The following is a 20,366-nucleotide window of genomic DNA, read 5'->3' as shown; positions in this document are numbered from 1 at the left end:
ATACGGCCTTAACCAACCTTTATAAGTATATAAGTAAGTTAAGGCCATGCTTTCAGTTTATGCTCCCTGTATTCCTGTTTACAAAAACAGGGAACCTTGGGTTTTTAGCTTTGCTGCAAACATTTTGGAGGAATATATCTTGAATATCAAGGGTGATTTTACCATGCCGCCAAGTATTTATGTTCGTGGTATCTACTGGAGTTTATGGCTAAACCTGTCAATTTTATTACTGAACGGAGTCATGTCAGTTAATTCTGCATCCGCAGCAGACGAGATCATAACTGACAATCAAGCATTAGACAAAAGTACATTAAATACAGATGAAACTGCAAAAGCGACCTATTTACCCGACAGCAACCAGGTAATCGCAGTCGCTGAATTAAAGCAGAAGGTTATTTCTGGAAAACAGATTGAATCCATTGTCCACCAAAAACAACCACAAATAACCTCCCAGACAAACTCTTCGGAGATAGACGATGCATCAATTAATACAGATAAAATTCGTCGAGATTTATTGATAGATCCCATTTATAGGCTAACTCCCAAAAAGCCATCCTATAGGCCTGGACTTAATTTTGCTGGTCCAAGTGCCTTCGGAGCCAACATCGGCGATGGGTTTGTAGCAGGATCAGGGGCTTTCGGCGGCAAGAGAGATACAGGTCTAGATGGTAGTATCACCACAGGTTTTGGTTTAGGAGATGCCAGGAAACTAGCTGGATTGGAGCTTGGCTGGACTATTGGTAGTATCAACAACTTTAACGCCAATGGAACTTTTGATATCAAAGTCCACCGCATTGTCTACAACCAAGCAACCAATCAAGTTGGTGTAGCTGCTGGTTGGAACACCTTTGCCCAATACGGAGATGAACCCATTAGACCTTCTAGTGCCTATGGGGTGGCAACAGCTTATTCCTTATTAAAGCCTAAAGATCCCGTTAATCAAATGCCCATCTCCTTCTCCCTGGGGGCTGGAGGCGGTGACTTTAGGCAAGGTAATTCCAGTACTGGAATATTTACAGGAGTGGGTGTACAAGTTCATCCCCAAGTTGGTCTAGGTCTAGGTTGGAGTGGAGTTGGTTTAAACATTGGAGCATCCTACGTTCCTTTCCCCACTGTACCACTGACAATTACAGCCCAGGGGGCAGATATCACAAATAATAGTCAGGGTGGTACGGTATTTGTTCTGGGCGTAGGTTATGGCTTCAATTTCTTACCCAAATAGGGCTTACCGAAAAAATTGTTGGTGAGGATATGAAGCCACGGGCAACGGTTTCAGCTATCTAATGGACTGATGCTGACAGACTGCGCTGGGTAGTCATAGATCCTCAGTTCCCCATATCTAAATAGGGAAAAATGTACCTATTTGGGATCTTTGTGTAGATTCCATTTGGCATCTTTGCCAGAGTTATTGCCCAGTATGGACGAGAGAGAATCCGTCAAGATTACCATAACTCTTGTTAGGTAAGTCTTACAAAATAGATACCAAATGGATTCTATACCAGAACCTGACATTTTCTAAGTATCAAAAACCCTGAAGTCCTCATTTGTGAGCGGTTCTAATTTTATTTGGCAGACCCCAAATAAGCACTTCAACTTTAATGTTTGGTAGGAAATCATCATGTTAAAAACCAGAAGTCTCATTTTTGCTCTGAGCCTCAGTCCGTTAATATTGTTTACTTTCCAGATGGCAAACCAAGCTCAAGTTTCTGGTCCGAGTAAGGGTAATGCTGGAGGTATTAGTGGAGGGGTTAATCCATTACCCCAATTTACGCCTAATCCATCACCTAATCCATCACCCCAATTTACGCCTCCATCACCTGAACCTGCTTCCAATCTATCGCCTGAACCTGCTCCCAATCCATCGCCTGAACCTGCTCCCAATCCATCGCCTGAACCTGCTCCCAATCTAAGTCCTAAGGGTGTTAGTGAAAGAGTTAATCCTAATCAGCAAATCCAACAAGTTAACATCAATTTCAATCCAGTCAGTACATCACCTAACGTCACTGTCACAACAGGACCAGATGGAGTTGTAACCATGACAATTACACCTGCGGCTCAACAGTCCATAAATCAAGCATTTACTGATTTACTCACCGAACTTGCAAGCCCTGGTGGTAACACAAAGATTGGTGACTTGATGGGTGCTGGCTCAGATGTACAACCTGCAATTACTGAACTGACTGAGTCTATGAATAGCACAGGGGTTTCTCCAGAATTAACGAAGGGACTTTTAGAATCCCTGGCTAGTCTTTTAAGTCCTCTTAACAGTTATATCAAACCAACTTATCACACAGCCCAGTTAACGGAAAGTGACTTATTAACTAATACCAAAGCCCTTAAAGCTAGTTTCACCATAGCTCAGGTGAATGCAGCAGCATCTGTGGACATCAATAAACTCAGCGTTGCTATTAATGTGTATAATACTATTGTCAATCAAAGTAGTCCGAAGGTTCTCCTAGGACTCTCACAAAATAAAGACTTCGTAGAAATCGGTAGAGTTCTTAAAAAATTAAGAGCAGCTATAGACAATTAATCACCGTCAAATTAGCAACCTCATCTACAAACAGATCCCTCATCCTGTAAATCCTGAAATCCTGGAAATCCTGATTCAGACAATTAATCACCATCAAATTAGCAACCTCATCTACAAACAGATCCCTCATCCTGTAAATCCTGAAATCCTGGAAATCCTGATTCAGACAATTAATCACCATCAAATTAGCAACCTCATCTGCAAACAGATCCCTCATCCTGTAAATCCTGAAATCCTGGAAATCCTGATTCAGACAATTAATCACCGTCAAATTAGCAACCTCATCTGCAAACAGATCCCTCATCCTGTAAATCCTGAAATCCTGGAAATCCTGATTCAGACAATTAATCACCGTCAAATTAGCAACCTCATCTGCAAACAGATCCCTCATCCTGTAAATCCTGGAAATCCTGATTCAGACAATTAATCACCGTCAAATTAGCAACCTCATCTGCAAATAGATCCCTCATCCTGTAAATCCTGAAATCCTAGAAATCCTGATTCAGACAATTAATCACCGTCAAATTAGCAACCTCATCTGCAAACAGATCCCTCATCCTGTAAATCCTGAAATCCTGGAAATCCTGGAAATCCTGATTCGGACAATTTCCCACAGCGATCGCACACCTTTGGCATTTAGGTAGTAACTGGAATTGGCTATTTATACATTAAACACTTTTCAAACATCCTCTTAGCCATACCTCTAGCCCTCACAGATAACTTTTTCAGCAAACCCTAAATATTAAACACTAAAATCATTCCCATCTTGATTGATAACTAATCTTAAAATTGATAAACCTAAAATAATTAAAAATAGCACCAAACCAATAGTACAAGCATAGCTAATCTCTAAATTACCAAATGCTTGTTCATACAAATAATAAACAATAGTCTTAGAACTATTGAGTGGTCCGCCTTGAGTCATAATATAAACTTCTTCAAAAACTTTAGTTGCCGAAATCGCCGAAATTACAGCCACTAAAGCTAAATATGGTTGCATTAATGGTAACGTAATATCCCAATGTTTACGAACACTATCTGAACCATCAATAGCCGCAGCTTCATAAATATCAGCGGGAATGGCTTGTAATCCAGCTAAATAAATTACCATATAATAGCCTAAGCCTTTCCAAATCGTTACAGCCATAATACTAGCTAAGGAAATGGGAACAATTCCCAATATCTTATCAGGACTTGTTAACCAGGGAATTCCGTCGGGAAAAATCCCTAAAGTTTTGAGAATTTGATTCAGCAACCCGTTTTCTGCATATAACCATTTCCAGGCTATCCCAGCTACTACCATAGAAATTACAACTGGGGTATAATATGCTGTTCTAAACCAATTCATTCCCCGCAATTTTTGATTCACTAAAATTGCTAAAGCTAAGGGTAAAAATACTAAAATAGGAACAACACCAATCAGATAAATAAATGTATTTTCTAATGTTTGCCAAAAAACTGGATCTTTCGATAAACGCAGGAAATTTTTCCAGCCAATCCATTGAGGAGGATCTCCTATATTTTCATAGTTGGTAAAACTGAGATAAAAGGCTTGAACTGCTGGCCAAAAAACAGTTAATATTAAGATAATCAAGGCAGGTAATAAGAACAAATATGGTGTAATTTTGTGTTTAATTAAAATCCATTGTTTTGATGTTAATTGAGACATATTATAGGACTCCCATAAAACTAATATTTAATTGGGGAATCGGTTAAATAATCCTCTTCCCTATTTTTTGGCAAAATTACGTTTTACTCCTGACTCCTGACTCCTGACTCTTGAATTCTGCTGTATGATTCTGGTTCTACTGTCTCATGGTTATTAATTTTCACCTGTTTTAATAAGCTAGGCATCCAAGGTAAAGCTAGGAAAATTCCTGATAAAACTAATAGAAATACAGAAAGTCCAAAAAGTTGGTCGCGGGAAATTTCTAATACACCACGTAAAATTACCTCTCGCAAAGCCGAAACAATCGTAATTTCTACGGCTGCACCTACGGATATACTGCGTTCTTGGAGGTAATCAACTAATAACCGAAACAGTTCTACTAATATCAAAATAAACAGAATATCAGATGTGACTTGCCGTAAATCTAATGGACGTAAAAACGATAAAAACATATCTCCTAATCGAATGAGCATAACACAAAATAAACTCACGCAAAGGGAGATTACAATAATATCCTGAAAAAGCTCTAAGTTACGAACAATTCTATCTCGTTTAAACCAATTATTGACTTCTATAATTATCCGCTGTGGCATGGTATTTCCTAAAAAAGATCAATACATCTATTTTAATAATTAACCATTAAACAGATTTTAATAAAGTAAACAGAGAACAAGACGTAATTAGCAACTAAGTAGGTTGGCGTTGAAAATTGTCGTTATGGCAAGGCAAAAGGCAAGAGGCAAGAGGCAAGAGTGAAGAGGGTTTAGGCGATTTTACATTTCTTTACACAGTTTGGTTTTATTGTGTTCACCTACTTATCCAATTAAAGCATAATAGTACAGCTCGGAGTAAATAAACCAACGCTATCTAATTATACTAAACACAAGTAGGATATAAACTTTTGTGAAATGACAAAGAACCTAGATGTGGGTTTAGCAGTGCTTAATGGTGTCAACTTAACGTTAAACCTGTAGCCCGCCTGGGAATGATAGCGTAGCGTGGCGTTAGCCATATTCCCAGTCTAATAGCAGAAGTTGTCTTTTGATGACTAAATAACCCGGAAATTTTTGAGTAAACTTTAGTTTACTTTCGCTATTAGCCCGGAAATTCATTTCCGGGCGGGTGTGGAAGCAAACAGATAAGCCATTTTTAACTTAAGTTGACACCAATGAAGCTCTTGCTTTACCCCTACTACTACCAATACTGCTCGGTTAAGCCTGAAAAGTCATTATATGGCAGGTTGGGTTGTGGAACGTAAACGTTCGCTCAACCCAACCTACATTTCCTTAACTGACAAGATTACTACTACTACCTTTAGAATCAAACAATTAAGCCGTTTTGAGTATACAAAAAACAAGGCGTGAAACTTATTAATTTTTGTTTCACGCCTCGTCTTTTATTTAAACTCCCCAGGCCGGATTCGAACCAGCGACCAATCGATTAACAGTCGATCGCTCTACCACTGAGCTACTGAGGAATGCTCTTTGCTCTTAACTTTAGCTATAGTAAACCTAAATCCAGATTAATGCAAGGGGTTTTGGAAAAATTTTCCAACTTTTTTTTGTTGCTGCTGAAATTTCTCACTTTTAATACCCCAAAACCTTTCCAGCAGCTACATTCGGAGATTTACGAATCCTAAAATTATAATCCCATTCGCAATTCCGTCAGCCGTTGTCTGGCTTTAGGATCAATTCCATTCACCAAGAATCTACTTTTAGGTTGTTTTTGCGACTGATACCTATGGCGCATCCGACAGACAGTAGTTTCTACTTCGCCACATAGTTGATGCGCCGATAACCATTCAGCACCATATCCCTGGACTGTTAACTGCTGCGCTCGATCTGATGTAGCGACAATCATGCGGGAAATTAAACATTGGGATATTTGGTGACGCAGAGACGCACAGGTTTTTTCTATATATGTGTCTGCAGTCTGACCAAAATCCGTATAATGTACTGTTAGAAAATTTGTAATAGTTTCTCTGTTACTAGGAGTGTTTTGATATTGAGCATCAAACACTACCTGAGTTTCATAACCTTGGAAAGCACTATAATTAGTCATTGCTTCCACTAATTCACCCCGTGCAGCCTCAAGTCCGGCATGATCACGGGTTTTTATCAAGCAAGGCCAAGTGCCTATAATATTGTAACCGTCTACTAAGAGAACGGCCGGGACTATGGAACGAGACATGGTTTTTAATCACAATTATCTAGAGTTAACAAAAATCATTCATAAGACTTATAGTAAATGAAGCATTGCTTGTAACCCCATGTTACAAGAAATAAAAACTGCCTCTTTTAATCAAATTTAGACCCTACGATAGAAGCTATGATTTTGAAAAAGCCTCTAAAAATCAGGTTTACTGAATTTGTTTTCTCTAAAAAAATATTTTTCTCTGTCTGTAAAATTTTATGTTTCCAGGATAGAAGGCTTTTTGAATAGCATTTTGACCGCTTTTCCACTAATTCTAGCTTTTAATAATAATTAACTATACATAAATGCGGATAAGCCAAAATTTGATTATTGTAGTAGATCAGGGCTATTTTATTCTAAATATAATCCGCCCATAACTGATAGTGTAGCGTGGCGTAAGCCATAGTTCAGGGCTAGTAGTTCGTCAAATTTATTTTGACGGGTAATGATCGGAAAAAACTTCTGTTCTTCCTTCCCCTACCTCCCCTACCTCCCCTACCTCCCCTACCTCCCCTACCTCCCCTACCTCCCCTACCTCCCCTACCCCCCCTACCTCCCCTACCCCCCCTACCTCCCCTACCCCCCCTACCTCCCCTACCTCCCCTACCCCCCCTACCTCCCCTACTCCTGAATTTTGCTGGATGTGGCTTGAAATGTCACAATTTTCCAAGGGTTAATATTTTTATTTACTTGATTTATTGCGGAAAGTTTGATATTATTTTCTAATAAATCAGTGGGTTTTTCTAAGTTTAAAATCTCGCTTTGCAAAGATAATTCTGCTGTTTGTCCATGACATTCATAAAAGCGAAGAATAAACTTTTTTGGATCGTTTTCACTGGGTTTAAGTGCCATTAAAATCAAGTTATCTGCTGATAAAGATAAAAAACTTTGGCTTTGACAAGGGTTTAATCTAGATTGATAGTTAATTGGGTTTACTAATACTTGAAAAGGAATATTCAACTCATAACCACGTTTAACAGTTTCTGCTTCTTCCCAACTGTCTAAATGAGGATATAAACTGTAGGTAAATTCGTGTATCCCTCTATCTGCTTGGGAGTCTGGCCAATGGGAACTTCTTAGCAAGGTGAGGCGTAGTTGGTTAGGTTTGGCATCGTAACCATATTTACAATCATTAAGAAGACTGACTCCGTATTTTCCGATATTTGTATCTGTGGTTAAATCTGCCCAATGTAATGCGGGGACTTCCCATTTTGCCTTCTCTGCGGGGGTTTGGGGATTTGTGGGACGATGAATAGCACCGCAGGGAATTTCATAAGTGGCAAATTCGGCTTGGAGGTTGAGAGGAAAGGCTGTTTTAACTAATACGTGATTTTCTTGCCAATTTACAGTATTAGTTATTTTCAAAATTGGTGAACCGATTTCCAAGATGTAATCTTGACAAAATTCTGATTTTCCGAGTTGACGGACTACTCGCAACCGTTGTTGAATTTCTCCATATTCTTGCCATTGAATTAATTTTAATTGAGTTGGCGGTAGAGGTTTTGTGTTATAATCTGGGTCTATGTTCCAAGCATCCCAATATTGTCCGCTGTCCCTAAAGGCTTGAAGTTGATTTCCTGCACCGGTTAAAATTTCTCGTTGTTGGGTTCTGTCGAAGATGTTGGCTATATCTCCGGTTTCGGGGTTGATTTGAATTTGCAAATATTCGTTTTCTAATATCCAGTTTTCGGGGAATGTTTTGGGTTGGGGGGAAGATGGAGAAAGCCAGAAAATGCTGTAACCTATAGATGGTATGGTTGCGAAAAATAATAAGGTTGAGTTTTCGCTGTTTTGGGAGAGGATTTCTGTTCCTTGAATATCAGAAATTTTCCAGGTTGGGTAATCTGTGGTGATGATTTTTGATAAGTCAATGGTGACAACTTGGGAACGTTCCCAGTTGAGTGAGTTAAAAATTATGACGGGGATGCTCTCAGGGTTGGGAGGTTGTGGTATGTTGATTGTGGAAGCGATCGCTTTTAATGAGTCTTCTAGTATTTTCGTTCCTAATTTTTCTACTGCTTCCCATTCCCATAAAGCGTCTGCGTAAACTTGGGTAATGGAAGAACCGGGGAGAATGTCGTGAAACTGGTTAAATAAAACTTTTTTCCATGCGGTTTCTATTTCTGTTTGCGGAAATTCTGCACCACAAAGGATATTTGCTAAAGTTGCGAATAATTCAGCACTATATAATAAATGTTCAGATTTGCGATTCCAGCGTTTTTGGTCTGCGTGGGTAGTATAACATCCTCGGTGGAATTCTAAATAAAGTTCGTCTTCCCAAACTGGTAAGTTTTGAGTTGATGATTTTATGTCGTTGAGGTATTTTTCGGAAGTTGTAAATTCTAACTTGGGGAAAATTGGGGAATGTTCCCACCGTTGCGCGGTTTCTAGCATATCACGGGTTGGACCACCACCATGATCACCGACTCCGGGAAGCCAAAGCGAATTGTGTAAACCTGTTTGAGTTTTCCAGTCACAAGCGGACTTGGTCATTTTTACAGGTTCGATGGTTTCGCCGATAGGTGCGGACATGAAACTTAATGTTTGACTGCCATCAGGCGATCGCCACCAAAATAAGTCATAATCAAATTTAGTTGTATCATTCCAGCGGAGTTTCTGAGTTACAAAGGACTCAATTCCTGCATTTGCAAAAAATTGGGGTAAGGTCGCACAAAAACCAAAGGTGTCGGGAACCCAAACCACAGAAGATATTTTTCCGAACTTCTGGAGAAAATACCTTTGTCCATATAATAACTGACGCACTATAGACTCACCAGCAATTAAATTTAAATCCGGTTCTACCCAAAAACCACCTAAAACTTCCCATTTTCCTGCTTTAACTTGATTTTGAATTTCTCGAAACAAGTCGGGACGATTTTCCTCTACCCAAGCATACAACGCCGGTGTGGTATGACAGAAAATCAATTCGGGAAAATCCTGTTGCAGTTTTAAAGCTGACTCAAAAGTATTTTGTGCTGCTTTCCAAGTTTCCTCCACAGGCCATAACCATGCTAAATCTAAATGTGCATGACCTAATAAATTAATTTTATATTTTTGAGCGTTGATAAACTCAGCTAAACTCAAATAAGTTTGTCGCAAATTCAGCAGATATGTTTTCCAATCTTGATTTTCTGCGTCTTGGCGATTTGTAACTTTCTCAACTTCCCCAGCTAAACTTAGTAACTTTTCTGGTGCGAAGTTTTGTAAAAGAATTTCCGTAACTGCTAATTCATCAGCAATAAAACCAGCATCAGGATTATCATAATCTGTGGACTCAAAAATTGCAAGCGATCGCATCAACGCCCCATCACAATGTCCCGGACTCACCAACCGCAAAGCTATGGTAAACTCTTCTCCAGGGGTTACACTTGGACTCAGCAACACTCGCGGGGAAGAATCAAACAAATCCCCCGTCAATACTAACTTACCATTAACATACACTTCTGCTAAATCTGCCCACCATACCAACGCCAAACGCAAAGACAAACTTGTTAACGGAAAATTGTGTAAATGTTCAGGAACAGAAAATTTTTGTCCTAACCATAATACCCGTTTTCCCCCCGTCCAAGAAACATGAGCTTTTTCATTTAGTTCCACAGGTTGCCAATCAGTTAAACTAAATGGGATAAAATCAGTAACTACCTCGTCAGTTTCCTGATTTTGCCAGCTTGACTGGATATCAACCTGACAACAAGAACGCAAATTTTCAATTGCTGTTGATATAGATTTAGTATTTAATGAGGATACAGGAAGAGTCATATTTCTAATAAAATAATATACAGCAGGAGTCAGGAATGAAAGTGCTTTGATTTTCAGATTGTCTCTCATGCAATTCCCAATTACCATAAATGTCAATAATTGATATTGCTGAAAATTCATAGGTTTGTGGGAATCTCTTAACAATTCAAAATTAGGCGTTGCTGAACTAAGGTATGAAATTCCCAAATTAAACCTTTAAAACTCTGACCTTTGCGTCTACTCTTCGAGATCACGAAGCGTGATTGCGCCTTTGCGTGAGACTAAAATTCATACCCTTAATCAGCAACACCTAAAGCCTTTAATTGACGATAACCTCCACCCTACAAATTACACATAATTACCATGTCTTCTGATTTCTCCAATCGCTATCAAAGCAAACTCTTCAACTTTGTCTACCAGCATTCTCGACGGTTGACACAAACACTGGAAAACACCTTCAAGAATTTGCAACTTGCTACTGGTTTGGGTGTAGGTTCTCTACTTTATCCACTTTACCAATTATGGCAACAAAATGGCACAGTCAAAAAATTACAATCAGCAACTCCTCCTACCAGTGATGCGCCAATTCAAATTATATTAGATGTTATCAAAAATCTTCCTCCCGGAGAGACTGATATACCAACTTCCTCACAAACAAATCCTCTCACATTGTTAGGATCTTTGTGGAAGAAAATTTTTCCTCGTCCAAATTCTCCAACTCCAGAAAGTACCCTGCAACAGCATATACCAACAGTACAGGGAATTGCCATAGAATTGCAAACCCGTAATTTAGTATTAGTAAGCGCAGATAATCGTATTTTCGATGTTTTCACACCGCAGCAAAACGTCAAATTAGCAGATAGAATTAATAGCGAAATTAGTGAATATCGGTATTCTTTACAACTAATTGCTCACCAACAACAACAATTATTACCCAAAATTGATGATCTTTTGAATAAGTTAACTGATGATCATCCCATCATAGCACAACAACCTCTCCTCAGTCCCCTGAAACCTTTTGGATTTCTCGATCAATTAATTGCTAATTTAGAAACTACGGCTTTAGTCCCCGTCCAAAAACACAGTCAGGAAATCGTCAAAAATTTCCAAAGTCAAGTTAATGATTTAACTGTTAATCATGATCACTTAAAACCTCAGCAACAAAGTATTTCTAATTTAATTTTAGCCGCGATAAACTACTTTTTTGTCGTCAGAAATACTTATCAACTTGACTCAAATTCTTCTGGAGAAACCCCACAAAGTAAACCTGATTTTGAAAAGATAGTATCAGCAAACAATCAGTTAAATATTGGGGATACTTCAGAAGATACCTGGTTAACATGGAATGATTTATTTGGTAATACCCCCACCAATATTGAAGAATTATCTGATAATAATGATGTCAATAAACTACCGCAATCTCAAATAAGATGGGGATTACCGAGAATTCGGACTACAATGGGTCAAAAACCACCTCAACCGAAAAACGACGAATTTACCCAAACAGGCAGTCAAACCAGCCAAGAATTTAATTTTAAGCCAGACTGGATTGATATTTCCGCCACCTCATTAGGCTATGAAAAACACCCATTAGAACAAATTCTGGAATGGTTAGATTATTCTATATTATGGATAGAACAAATATTAACAAACATGATTTATTTTTTCAGAGGTTTATTGTTAGGGAGATAAATGGAAAATCATATCCCCGACTTCTTTGAGAAGTCGGGGATCTAAAATCCGCTAAAATTCTACAATTACTGGTGTATGGTCACTGGGTTGAACTAACTTTCGCGGTTCAATATCAATAATACAACTTTGAGCGCGTTCATACAAGATTGGTGTGAGATAATGGTGATCTATTCGCCAACCTAAATTACGCTTAAAAGCAGCCGTGCGATAATCCCACCAACTATAATTTTCCCCTTCGCTGTTGAATTTACGAAAAGCATCTGCAAAACCTACATTCAGAACATCTCGTAAAGCTTGACGTTCTAATTCCGATGCCATGATGTGATTATCTATTTTTACTTTATCATTAATATCTATATCTTCTAGGGCAATATTAAAATCACCACACAGAGAAATAGCTGGATTTGATAATATTAACGTCTGTAAATATTCTTTCAGTATTTTTAACCAGCCTAACTTATATTCATACTTTTCGCTACCAATAGATGAACCATTGGGAACGTAAAGATTAACAATTCTTACGCCCTCAATTACACCCGTAATCACCCGTTTTTGTTCATCCCATGCTGATTCTAGACCTGGTAAAATAGGACTAAAACCTACACTTACATCTATCAACGGTTGACGACTAATTAAAGCCACGCCATTGTAAGATTTTTGCCCGGAAATATACGGATAATAGCCTAAATTTGTAAATGCGAGACTAGGAAAGTCCTGGTCTATAACTTTGGTTTCTTGTAAACACAAAACATCAACCGGATTTTCTGTTAACCAATTGATAACCTGTTCTAAACGTGTCCGCACAGAATTCACATTCCAAGTAGCAATTTTCATGAGTTATTGATTAAAATGATCGCAAAATAATGGTGAAGCATTTATTCGGTAAAAATTAGATATTTATGATCCCCCAGATAGATGAACAAGGTCTATACTAGTTTATAGTTTAATAATGTTCTCTGGATTTTTCATGTTTCGATAAAAAAATGAGTTTGTGAAAATCTTTTAAAAATCTGTTAATTTAGCATTTATTGATAGTTTTTTACCCCCATTTTCTCCAAATTGGAGGATTCCGAATGGGAGAATAAAGGGCTGGAAAATGAACGTCATTAAATCAAGCATAAAAGTAGAAGTTGGGATTGTTTTTAATGGTGATGTCGAGATCAATCATAACATTGCCAGGGTTGAATTTTTTGAAAGGAGGACATTTTATGAGTATCATAGTTAACACCTGCCCCTGCTGTGGCGGTTCGGTTCTGCGTCATGTTCGCCATCATGAGGTTTATTGGTTTTGTCTGTCCTGTAGACAAGAAGTACCAGTTTTAAGTATCAATGATGGATCTAATCCCCTATCTAAGCGAGAAACCCGTAATCAAGAAGTTTTACCGCAAACGGCGTTGAGTTCTTGAATTTGTCCAGGAAAGATCGCTAATTAGCATAAATTTAGGTAAAATCAGAAATTGCTAATTTTAAATACAAAATATATGCCGATATCATTGAGTATGGTATAAAACCGTATTTAAGTGATTTTGATAGCGTGGTTAAAGCCATACTTCTTTTTTATGGGTGAAAAGTTTTGTTAGCAGCACTACTCTACGGACAAGAGGATTTACGCCTAGAACGAGTTCCTGACCCGACTCCCGCAGCCGGCGAGGTGGTGATTCAGGTGGAAGCAGCCACTACTTGTGGTACGGATTTGAAGGTGTGGCGACGGGGTGGCCATGCTAAAATGTTGACACCACCCACACTGTTTGGCCATGAAGGTGCAGGACGGATTGTGGCTGTCGGTGCTGGGGTGACGAATTGGCGGGTAGGCGATCGCGTGGTGGCAAATAATTCTGCACCCTGCATGAAATGTTTCTTTTGTCAACGCCAAGAATATTCTTTATGTCCCCATTTAACTTGGAATAATGGGACATTTGCAGAATATCTGAAAATTCCTGCTCCCATAGTTAGGCATAATTTATTACCAGTTCCTGATCATTTGCCCCTAGTATTAGCGGCGATGACTGAACCTTTAGCTTGTGTATTGCATGGTATCAGCCGTTGTGGTGCTAAACCCGATGACAAAGTAGTGGTTTTGGGTGATGGGGCGATTGGCTTGATGTTTGTGGCAGTATTAGCGAAATATACTGAGGTGATATTGTGGGGAGGGAATAATCAACGGTTAGAAATTGGTGAAAAGCTGGGTGCAGCCAAGACTTTTAATTATCATCAAGTTACGGATATTGCCAATACAGTTAAGGAATTAACCGCTGGTTGGGGTGCAGATGTCGTGATAGAGGCTACTGGTGTACCGAGTGTCTGGGAAACTGCGATCGCTTGCGGTCGTCCTGGTGCAACTATCAATTTATTTGGTGGTTGTCCAAGAGATACCACAATTACTGTGAATACCGAACAATTGCACTATAGTGAACTTACTCTCAAAGGCGTATTTCACAATACACCAGAATATGTAAAGGCTGCCTTATTACTCATCGCCAGTGGTACAATTCCTTTTGACTTGCTCATTAGTGAACACCGACCTTTACAGGATCTAGAACAGGTATTTATAGATATGAAGGCGCGGAAAGTCATTAAAGTAGCAATGGTTTGACAGTGAAAATTCCGACGCACCCTAATTTATCTAAAAAATGCTCAAACAATCCTTACTGAAATTATTGATTTTACCTTGCTCACTGATACCTTGGTTATCAGTGGAAATGCTGCTAAATTCTCCCGGACAAGCCCTACCTGGAGACAGTACAGGAGATGTACTCTCATGGATTAAAGCCCATCCCACACTACAGCCAAAACCGGGAGAACGATTATTTATTAGTAAAAGTGATACAGCGGCTCAAAGATTTACCTTCCAAGCCTCCGTATTACCTCCTGGTAGAGTAACATTTACTAAAGACCACATCACAATTCGCACTGAACGTATGACTATGTTCGATGCTGTTAATGGCATCACATTACAACGTTTGGAAGAGTCTTTACGAGTAATTTATAGTTTAGATGTGTATCAAGATTACAATGAGGCTCAAATTGTCTATCAATATCCTAATCAGACTACTATTAATACATCTAGACTAGCAAAAACACCAACGCGAGAAGCTTTACAGGGAGAATTACGGATAGGCGATCGCTATGGGTATTGGATAGAAATTGCCCAACCCAAGGAAGGTAAAGCCATCATCGGTAAAATCACAGTGTTACTCAAAGCCGATTTAGATAAATTAGAAACAGAATTAAGAACCCGCTAATTTAGGAGGAGTCAGGAGGAAAAAGAAGAATAAAGGAGAATAAAGCAGGAGTTTTATTATCAATGGGAGTTCATAACCATCTTGGTGGTTGTTATATTTCGCAATCATAAAGTCTGCCATGTACCAGAAAAAATACTTTCAGCCCCCAAAGAAATACGGACTAAATCCTCGTTAAGCAGAGGAGGCCACTCCACACCTGCCTTTCGTCCCGCAGCAAAGAATCTTTGCGCCTTTACAGCCAACTGATATAAAGCAAAAGCCAATTCTCTGTCTAAGTTGGGTGCTGTTTTTAAAGCTTCAAATACCACCTTTAAAGCTAACAAGGTGGAAGTAACTTGACCAGGAACAGGAGGTTTACCTTGTTGTAAACGACTTAACAGAGTATCTGGATTATCTAAACTGTTTGTTTGGTCTATGAGTAGTTTCCGGGCTATTTCGTAGTTCATACTTCTAACTAGGGTTTGCTGAAAAAGTGGTCTGTGAGGGCAGGGAACAGGGAACAGGGAACAGGGAACAGGGAACAGGGAATAGTTTCAACTATCTGGATATCCTCAATTTTCCAAATCTGACAAAGAGAAATCCACAAAAAAGATGATCCTAGTGCTTACGCATTGACAAAGTTTTCTAAATATGTAATGTGGATTTTATCTCTTGTAGGGTGCGTCAGACCCAATAATTTGGTAAAAAACAGATTTCCTCTATCTGACGCACCCTACTCAATAGGTTATTCCCAAAGCCGAAAACGACGCAATTTCGTTCATTCATATGATGGTAAGTTAGTGAGCGTGCGTAAGTCCTAGGAGACTTCCAAGAAATAAATTATCCTAAGAAACGAACCACAGAGGCACAGAGTACACAGAGAGAGAATTTCTGCATCAGTTTTGGGACATTTTTTTATTTGGAAGTCTCTAGATCCAATCTTGTGGGGTGTGGGATAGGCATCTAGCCCAGGAAGGTTGCAATTTTTCCCTAGAATAGTTTATTATCCTGATTTTGGTGTTTTTTTGGGAAAAAACTCAGTATCAATGCCTATTCCCTAAACTCTAAGCTGTCACACATTTAAATTGTTGCTTGAGACAAGGGAACGGGGAACAGACAAGAGTTTGATGGCTTACAGCGATTTCCAATCTTATGAGGTACATCTTAGCCCCCTCATCGCTTGCGGGGAGGGCGTTGGGGGTGGGGTTCTTGTTCCGGGTTTGATGACAATTTGCTGTAATTTTCTCACTTCACTAAATCAAATTTAGCTGCGTATTAGCTTATGATTATTACCTTAATAGTAGCTTGGATAGTTTTTATCATTCTCTGGAAATTAATTAAAACCACCATTAAAACAGCTATAATTTCCGCCGCTATTGTTATGTTATTATACTTTGGCTTCGGTATTACTCCCCAGGATATTTGGCATCAAATCAGCCAATTTACTCAAACCTCCTCTCCCACAACAGGTAATAAGTAAGCATCGAAAAAGTCAAAACAATTATTAACTCAAGTTGCTAGTTATCTCGTTGAGGCTGGTAATTGGTAATTGGTAATTGGTAATAAAAGCTCTGGTTTCATCCTGTTCATCCTTTAATCCTGGATATCCTGATTCTGACAATTTACCTAACTAGCAACTTACATAGGTGAACACAATAAAACCAAACTGTGTAAAGAAATGTAAAATCGCCTAAACCCTCTTCACTCTTGCCTCTTGCCTCTTGCCTTTTGCCTTGCCATAACGACAATTTTCAACGCCAACCTACTTACATTAATATATCTAAAGTTTTCGATTTATTCATCAAACCCTATTTAATCAAGTTATTCACATCCTGGCAAATCTAACGCAATTAACAACGCTTGCTCTAGATGTGCCATCACCACATCAGAAAGAATTCCTCTTAAACGCAAAAAGCGAGTTTTAGATAATACCCGCACCTGATCTGCCATAGCGATCGAGTCTTTCTTTAATCCACCATCTGGTGACAAAATCAAAACTTGAGTAGGGTAAACTCGCTTCCCATCTTGATAGGTGGTACAAGGTACTGCTAAAACTACAGGGCTGGATAGATTAATCACATCACGACTCACAATAATCACGGGACGAGTTCCTCCCTGTTCCGAGCCTTCAGTCATTTCTAGACGTGCATCATACACCTCACCCCTTCTCATCTTGGAGCTTCCCCTAACTGCAACGCCTCCCACTGCGCCGTAGCAAATTCTACCTCTAGTTTTAATACCTCTGCCTGATAATCTGGATCATTAGCCATTTCCGCTAATGCGGCATCAATTTCAGACCGCTTCTGTAAGGCTAATTCTCTTCGTAAAGCTTGAGCGACAAAATCATTCCGACTCTTAGCCTTTCCTTCCAAAACCGCCTTGTCTGTAGCTTCTAGGAGTTCTCTAGGAATGGTTAGCGTCGTGCGAACGGTTTCTGTTTTCATAGAGCGTTCATTTTTTGATGACTGAAGTGATGTCTTATATCATATCGTTTTACGCATCATCCAAAATTAAAAATTCAGTTATTGGTGAAATCCTTGCCTCTTGCCACCTACTTTTCCACTTTATCACCTAAAATAACCTCAATTGTGGCAATCTGAGAAGTATAACCCCTGGCAATCTGATATTTTAGCTACAGAAAATCTACCTGTTGAGATTATGCAAACTCTGCCGACTTTGGAAATTACCAACACTGAATCTAGTCAACCAGCCTTTGATACCACCATCAAACGCCGCAAAACCCGCCCTGTAAAAGTGGGGGATGTCACCATTGGGGGTGGATACCCGGTGGTGGTACAGTCTATGATTAATGAAGATACTCTGGATATTGATGGTTCTGTCGCGGGTATTCGTCGTCTTCATGAAATAGGCTGCGAAATTGTTCGTGTCACTGTTCCTAGTCTCGGACACGCTAAGGCACTGGCGGAAATTAAACAACAATTAATCAAAACTTACCGGGATGTGCCAATTGTTGCCGATGTCCATCACAATGGCATGAAAATCGCCTTGGAAGTCGCCAAACATATTGAAAAAGTGCGAATTAATCCAGGTTTATATGTATTTGAAAAACCTAATACCAGTCGCACTGAATACACAAAAGCTGAATTTGACGAAATTGGCGAAAAAATCCGCGAAACCTTAGCTCCGCTGGTAGTTTCCTTGCGCGATCAAGGTAAAGCTATGCGAATCGGTGTAAATCATGGTTCTTTGGCGGAAAGAATGCTATTTACCTATGGTGATACTCCCGAAGGTATGGTGGAATCTGCCATAGAATTTATTCGCATTTGTGAATCTTTGGATTTTCATAATGTGGTGATTTCCATGAAAGCTTCACGAGTGCCTGTCATGGTGGCTGCATATCGTCTTATGGCTAAACGCATGGATGACTTGGGTATGGATTATCCTTTGCACCTGGGGGTGACGGAGGCAGGTGATGGTGAATATGGCAGAATTAAATCTACAGCCGGTATTGCCACATTATTAGCTGATGGCATTGGTGATACAATCCGCGTGTCTTTAACAGAAGCACCAGAAAAGGAAATTCCTGTTTGTTACAGCATTCTGCAAGCTTTAGGTTTGCGGAAAACAATGGTTGAGTATGTCGCTTGTCCTTCATGTGGACGGACTTTATTTAATTTGGAGGAAGTGCTGCACGTAGTTAGAGAGGCTACGAAACATTTAACAGGTTTAGATATTGCTGTAATGGGTTGTATTGTGAATGGACCCGGAGAAATGGCTGATGCTGACTATGGTTATGTTGGCAAAACTCCCGGTTATATTTCTTTATATCGTGGTCGGGAAGAAATTAAAAAAGTCCCAGAATCACAAGGTGTAGAGGAATTAATTAATCTCATTAAAACTGATGGACGTTGGGTAGAACCGTAATTTTTAAGACTTTTACAAAAAAGGTAATAGGTAATAGTTAGTAGTTCGTCAAATTTATTTTGACGGGTAATGGAAAAAACTTCTCTTCTTCCCTCCCCCACACCCCCACCTCCCCCACCTCCCCCACACCCCCACCTCCCCCACCTCCCCCACCTCTCTTCTCCCCCTGCTTGCCTTCACCCGTCATTTTCGGGTTGACAGACTACTAGGTTCTACCTGGGAATTGATGAAGTGGCAAGTCCACTTCATTTTTATTGTCAAAATATCGGGTTTTTAGTCATTAACTAATTCATCGCGCCATTTTTCGCGTTTTTCTCTCTCTTCACGCACTTCTTCCTCTCGTTCCCGCGATCGCACTAATAACCAACTTTCCCAGGTTAGGGGTTTTTGTCGTTCTAAATGGTTAATAAATTGGATGATTGATAAATCTGCTTTCAGGGGAGTTTTGAGATCAAATTGCATGGTTTGTAAAATTCTATCATTGGTTTTTAGTAGGCGATCGCTAATTGTTTTCCCTACCCATAACATCAATTTATTAATTAATTTTCCTAACATCCCTTTCCGTTTTTTAGACATTAGTAGGGTCTGACCTTCAGTTTTCCCTCCTGGTAATATCCGAGTTGTAAATATTATATGTAGCTGGGTAGACTCATTAGTAAAGGAAACTATACTTGTCGTTCCATACCAATAACAAACACTATAATTAAGAGAATTTTTAAACAACCGCCGATAAAGATTTAGCCAGAATGACTTGCCATTAATATTTGTAATAGTGCTAAAAATAATCGCATTTTGATTGAGTTCTTGTTTCTCCAAAACCATTTTTAATGGTAATTTATGAACCAGATTAATTTGTTGAGTATCAATAGTTTGAATAAGTAAGATATGAGGATGACAATTAATACTAAATTGCGAACCGAGAGAAAAATCAAAGTCTTGGTTTTCCCAATCTAAAACAAAAGGTAAAGATTGTTGTGGAATTTCCCCAGTCCAAACCCAAATCATCCCATATTGTTCGGCTACTGGCCAAGTTTTGGCTTTCAGAGATACAGGTTCATCTAAATTAGGAATATCCACACAAATACCTTCTGCATCAAATTTCCACCGATGTAAAACACAGCGTAATTCATTACCCTCAATTTTACCTTCAGCTAAACTTGTACCCATGTGCGGACAATAAGCATCTAGGATAACTGCACGTCTATCTTTACCACGATATACGACTAAATCCTTCCCAAGAATTGTCACAGCTTTGACATCACCTACCAGTAAAGATTGAGAAGGTAACACCCAATACCAACCTTCAACAAAACTGGCTGATTGGTTGAAGATTTTAGGTTTACGAACTGAGTTGAAATTATCTATATTGGTGTTCATTTTTAGGGTTTCACTTGCAGTGAAGCGGTTAATCTATTCCTATCATGAACAACTCAGA

Annotated in this window: 18 protein-coding genes and 1 tRNA gene; 8 read left to right on the top strand and 11 right to left on the bottom strand. The window is 39.1% G+C overall.

Features of this window, described 5'->3' with window-relative positions; all coding sequences use genetic code 11:
* Positions 1–139 precede the first annotated feature (139 nt).
* Positions 140–1,222 (top strand): hypothetical protein, encoded by a 1,083-nt coding sequence (locus AA650_RS14780; RefSeq protein ID WP_234413191.1) that lies wholly within the window; start codon positions 140–142, stop codon positions 1,220–1,222.
* Between the two features lie 396 nt (positions 1,223–1,618).
* Positions 1,619–2,533, top strand: coding sequence for a hypothetical protein (locus AA650_RS14775; RefSeq protein WP_053539589.1), 915 nt, complete (start codon positions 1,619–1,621; stop codon positions 2,531–2,533).
* Here the strand turns inward: AA650_RS14775 and AA650_RS14770 are convergent.
* The 6 genes from AA650_RS14770 to AA650_RS14740 form a co-directional block, all read right to left on the bottom strand.
* Positions 2,520–2,924: a hypothetical protein gene (locus AA650_RS14770; protein ID WP_053539588.1), complete on the bottom strand. Its 405-nt coding sequence runs from the start codon at positions 2,922–2,924 to the stop codon at positions 2,520–2,522. The genes AA650_RS14775 and AA650_RS14770 overlap by 14 nt on opposite strands.
* Positions 2,925–3,275: 351 nt before the next feature.
* Positions 3,276–4,202: a carbohydrate ABC transporter permease gene (locus tag AA650_RS14765; RefSeq protein WP_053539587.1), complete on the bottom strand. Its 927-nt coding sequence runs from the start codon at positions 4,200–4,202 to the stop codon at positions 3,276–3,278.
* A gap of 83 nt (positions 4,203–4,285) precedes the next feature.
* Complete coding sequence (locus AA650_RS14760) at positions 4,286–4,795, bottom strand: phosphate-starvation-inducible PsiE family protein (RefSeq protein ID WP_053539586.1); 510 nt, start codon at positions 4,793–4,795, stop codon at positions 4,286–4,288.
* Between the two features lie 812 nt (positions 4,796–5,607).
* Positions 5,608–5,679: transfer RNA gene (locus AA650_RS14755), tRNA-Asn, on the bottom strand.
* A gap of 164 nt (positions 5,680–5,843) precedes the next feature.
* Positions 5,844–6,392: an NYN domain-containing protein gene (locus AA650_RS14750; RefSeq protein ID WP_039200402.1), complete on the bottom strand. Its 549-nt coding sequence runs from the start codon at positions 6,390–6,392 to the stop codon at positions 5,844–5,846.
* Positions 6,393–7,016: 624 nt separating this feature from the next.
* Complete coding sequence (locus AA650_RS14740; protein WP_053541297.1) at positions 7,017–10,154, bottom strand: alpha-mannosidase; 3,138 nt, start codon at positions 10,152–10,154, stop codon at positions 7,017–7,019.
* Between the two features lie 342 nt (positions 10,155–10,496).
* On the opposite strand from AA650_RS14740, the gene AA650_RS14735 reads away from it, so the two are divergent.
* The gene (locus AA650_RS14735; RefSeq protein WP_053539585.1) at positions 10,497–11,825 is read left to right on the top strand and encodes a hypothetical protein; all 1,329 of its coding nucleotides are present in this window, start codon (positions 10,497–10,499) and stop codon (positions 11,823–11,825) included.
* Between the two features lie 51 nt (positions 11,826–11,876).
* On the opposite strand, the gene xth is transcribed toward AA650_RS14735, so the two are convergent.
* Positions 11,877–12,659: an exodeoxyribonuclease III gene (gene xth, locus AA650_RS14730; RefSeq protein WP_053539584.1), complete on the bottom strand. Its 783-nt coding sequence runs from the start codon at positions 12,657–12,659 to the stop codon at positions 11,877–11,879.
* 374 nt (positions 12,660–13,033) lie between these two features.
* On the opposite strand from xth, the gene AA650_RS26670 reads away from it, so the two are divergent.
* The 3 genes from AA650_RS26670 (at position 13,034) to AA650_RS14720 (ending at position 15,067) form a co-directional block, all read left to right on the top strand.
* Positions 13,034–13,231, top strand: a complete 198-nt coding sequence (locus AA650_RS26670; RefSeq protein ID WP_071992747.1) for a hypothetical protein — start codon at positions 13,034–13,036, stop codon at positions 13,229–13,231.
* A 167-nt stretch (positions 13,232–13,398) separates the two neighbouring features.
* On the top strand, positions 13,399–14,418 hold the full coding sequence (locus tag AA650_RS14725) for a zinc-dependent alcohol dehydrogenase (RefSeq protein ID WP_053539583.1): 1,020 nt from the start codon (positions 13,399–13,401) through the stop codon (positions 14,416–14,418).
* A gap of 37 nt (positions 14,419–14,455) precedes the next feature.
* Entirely contained in the window at positions 14,456–15,067 is a 612-nt protein-coding gene (locus AA650_RS14720) for a hypothetical protein (protein ID WP_053539582.1), read from the top strand.
* Between the two features lie 104 nt (positions 15,068–15,171).
* Here AA650_RS14720 and AA650_RS14715 read toward each other — a convergent pair whose 3' ends face one another.
* Positions 15,172–15,513, bottom strand: coding sequence for a hypothetical protein (locus AA650_RS14715; protein WP_053539581.1), 342 nt, complete (start codon positions 15,511–15,513; stop codon positions 15,172–15,174).
* 815 nt (positions 15,514–16,328) lie between these two features.
* Here AA650_RS14715 and AA650_RS14710 point away from each other — a divergent pair.
* Entirely contained in the window at positions 16,329–16,526 is a 198-nt protein-coding gene (locus AA650_RS14710; RefSeq protein ID WP_039200342.1) for a hypothetical protein, read from the top strand.
* Between the two features lie 341 nt (positions 16,527–16,867).
* On the opposite strand, the gene AA650_RS14705 is transcribed toward AA650_RS14710, so the two are convergent.
* Entirely contained in the window at positions 16,868–17,218 is a 351-nt protein-coding gene (locus AA650_RS14705; RefSeq protein WP_027401056.1) for a type II toxin-antitoxin system PemK/MazF family toxin, read from the bottom strand.
* Positions 17,215–17,490: a ribbon-helix-helix domain-containing protein gene (locus AA650_RS14700; RefSeq protein ID WP_039200340.1), complete on the bottom strand. Its 276-nt coding sequence runs from the start codon at positions 17,488–17,490 to the stop codon at positions 17,215–17,217. The genes AA650_RS14705 and AA650_RS14700 overlap by 4 nt, the downstream gene beginning before the upstream one ends.
* Before the next feature lie 214 nt (positions 17,491–17,704).
* On the opposite strand from AA650_RS14700, the gene ispG reads away from it, so the two are divergent.
* Entirely contained in the window at positions 17,705–18,931 is a 1,227-nt protein-coding gene (ispG, locus tag AA650_RS14695; RefSeq protein WP_053541296.1) for a (E)-4-hydroxy-3-methylbut-2-enyl-diphosphate synthase, read from the top strand.
* Between the two features lie 273 nt (positions 18,932–19,204).
* Here ispG and AA650_RS14690 read toward each other — a convergent pair whose 3' ends face one another.
* Complete coding sequence (locus tag AA650_RS14690) at positions 19,205–20,308, bottom strand: aromatic ring-hydroxylating dioxygenase subunit alpha (protein ID WP_053539580.1); 1,104 nt, start codon at positions 20,306–20,308, stop codon at positions 19,205–19,207.
* Positions 20,309–20,366: the final 58 nt, after the last annotated feature.

It is taken from the genome of Anabaena sp. WA102 (genome assembly GCF_001277295.1).
GTDB lineage: Bacteria > Cyanobacteriota > Cyanobacteriia > Cyanobacteriales > Nostocaceae > Dolichospermum > Dolichospermum heterosporum.
Note: the sequence above shows the minus strand (reverse complement) of the source record. Positions and strands in the feature narration are given on the sequence as shown.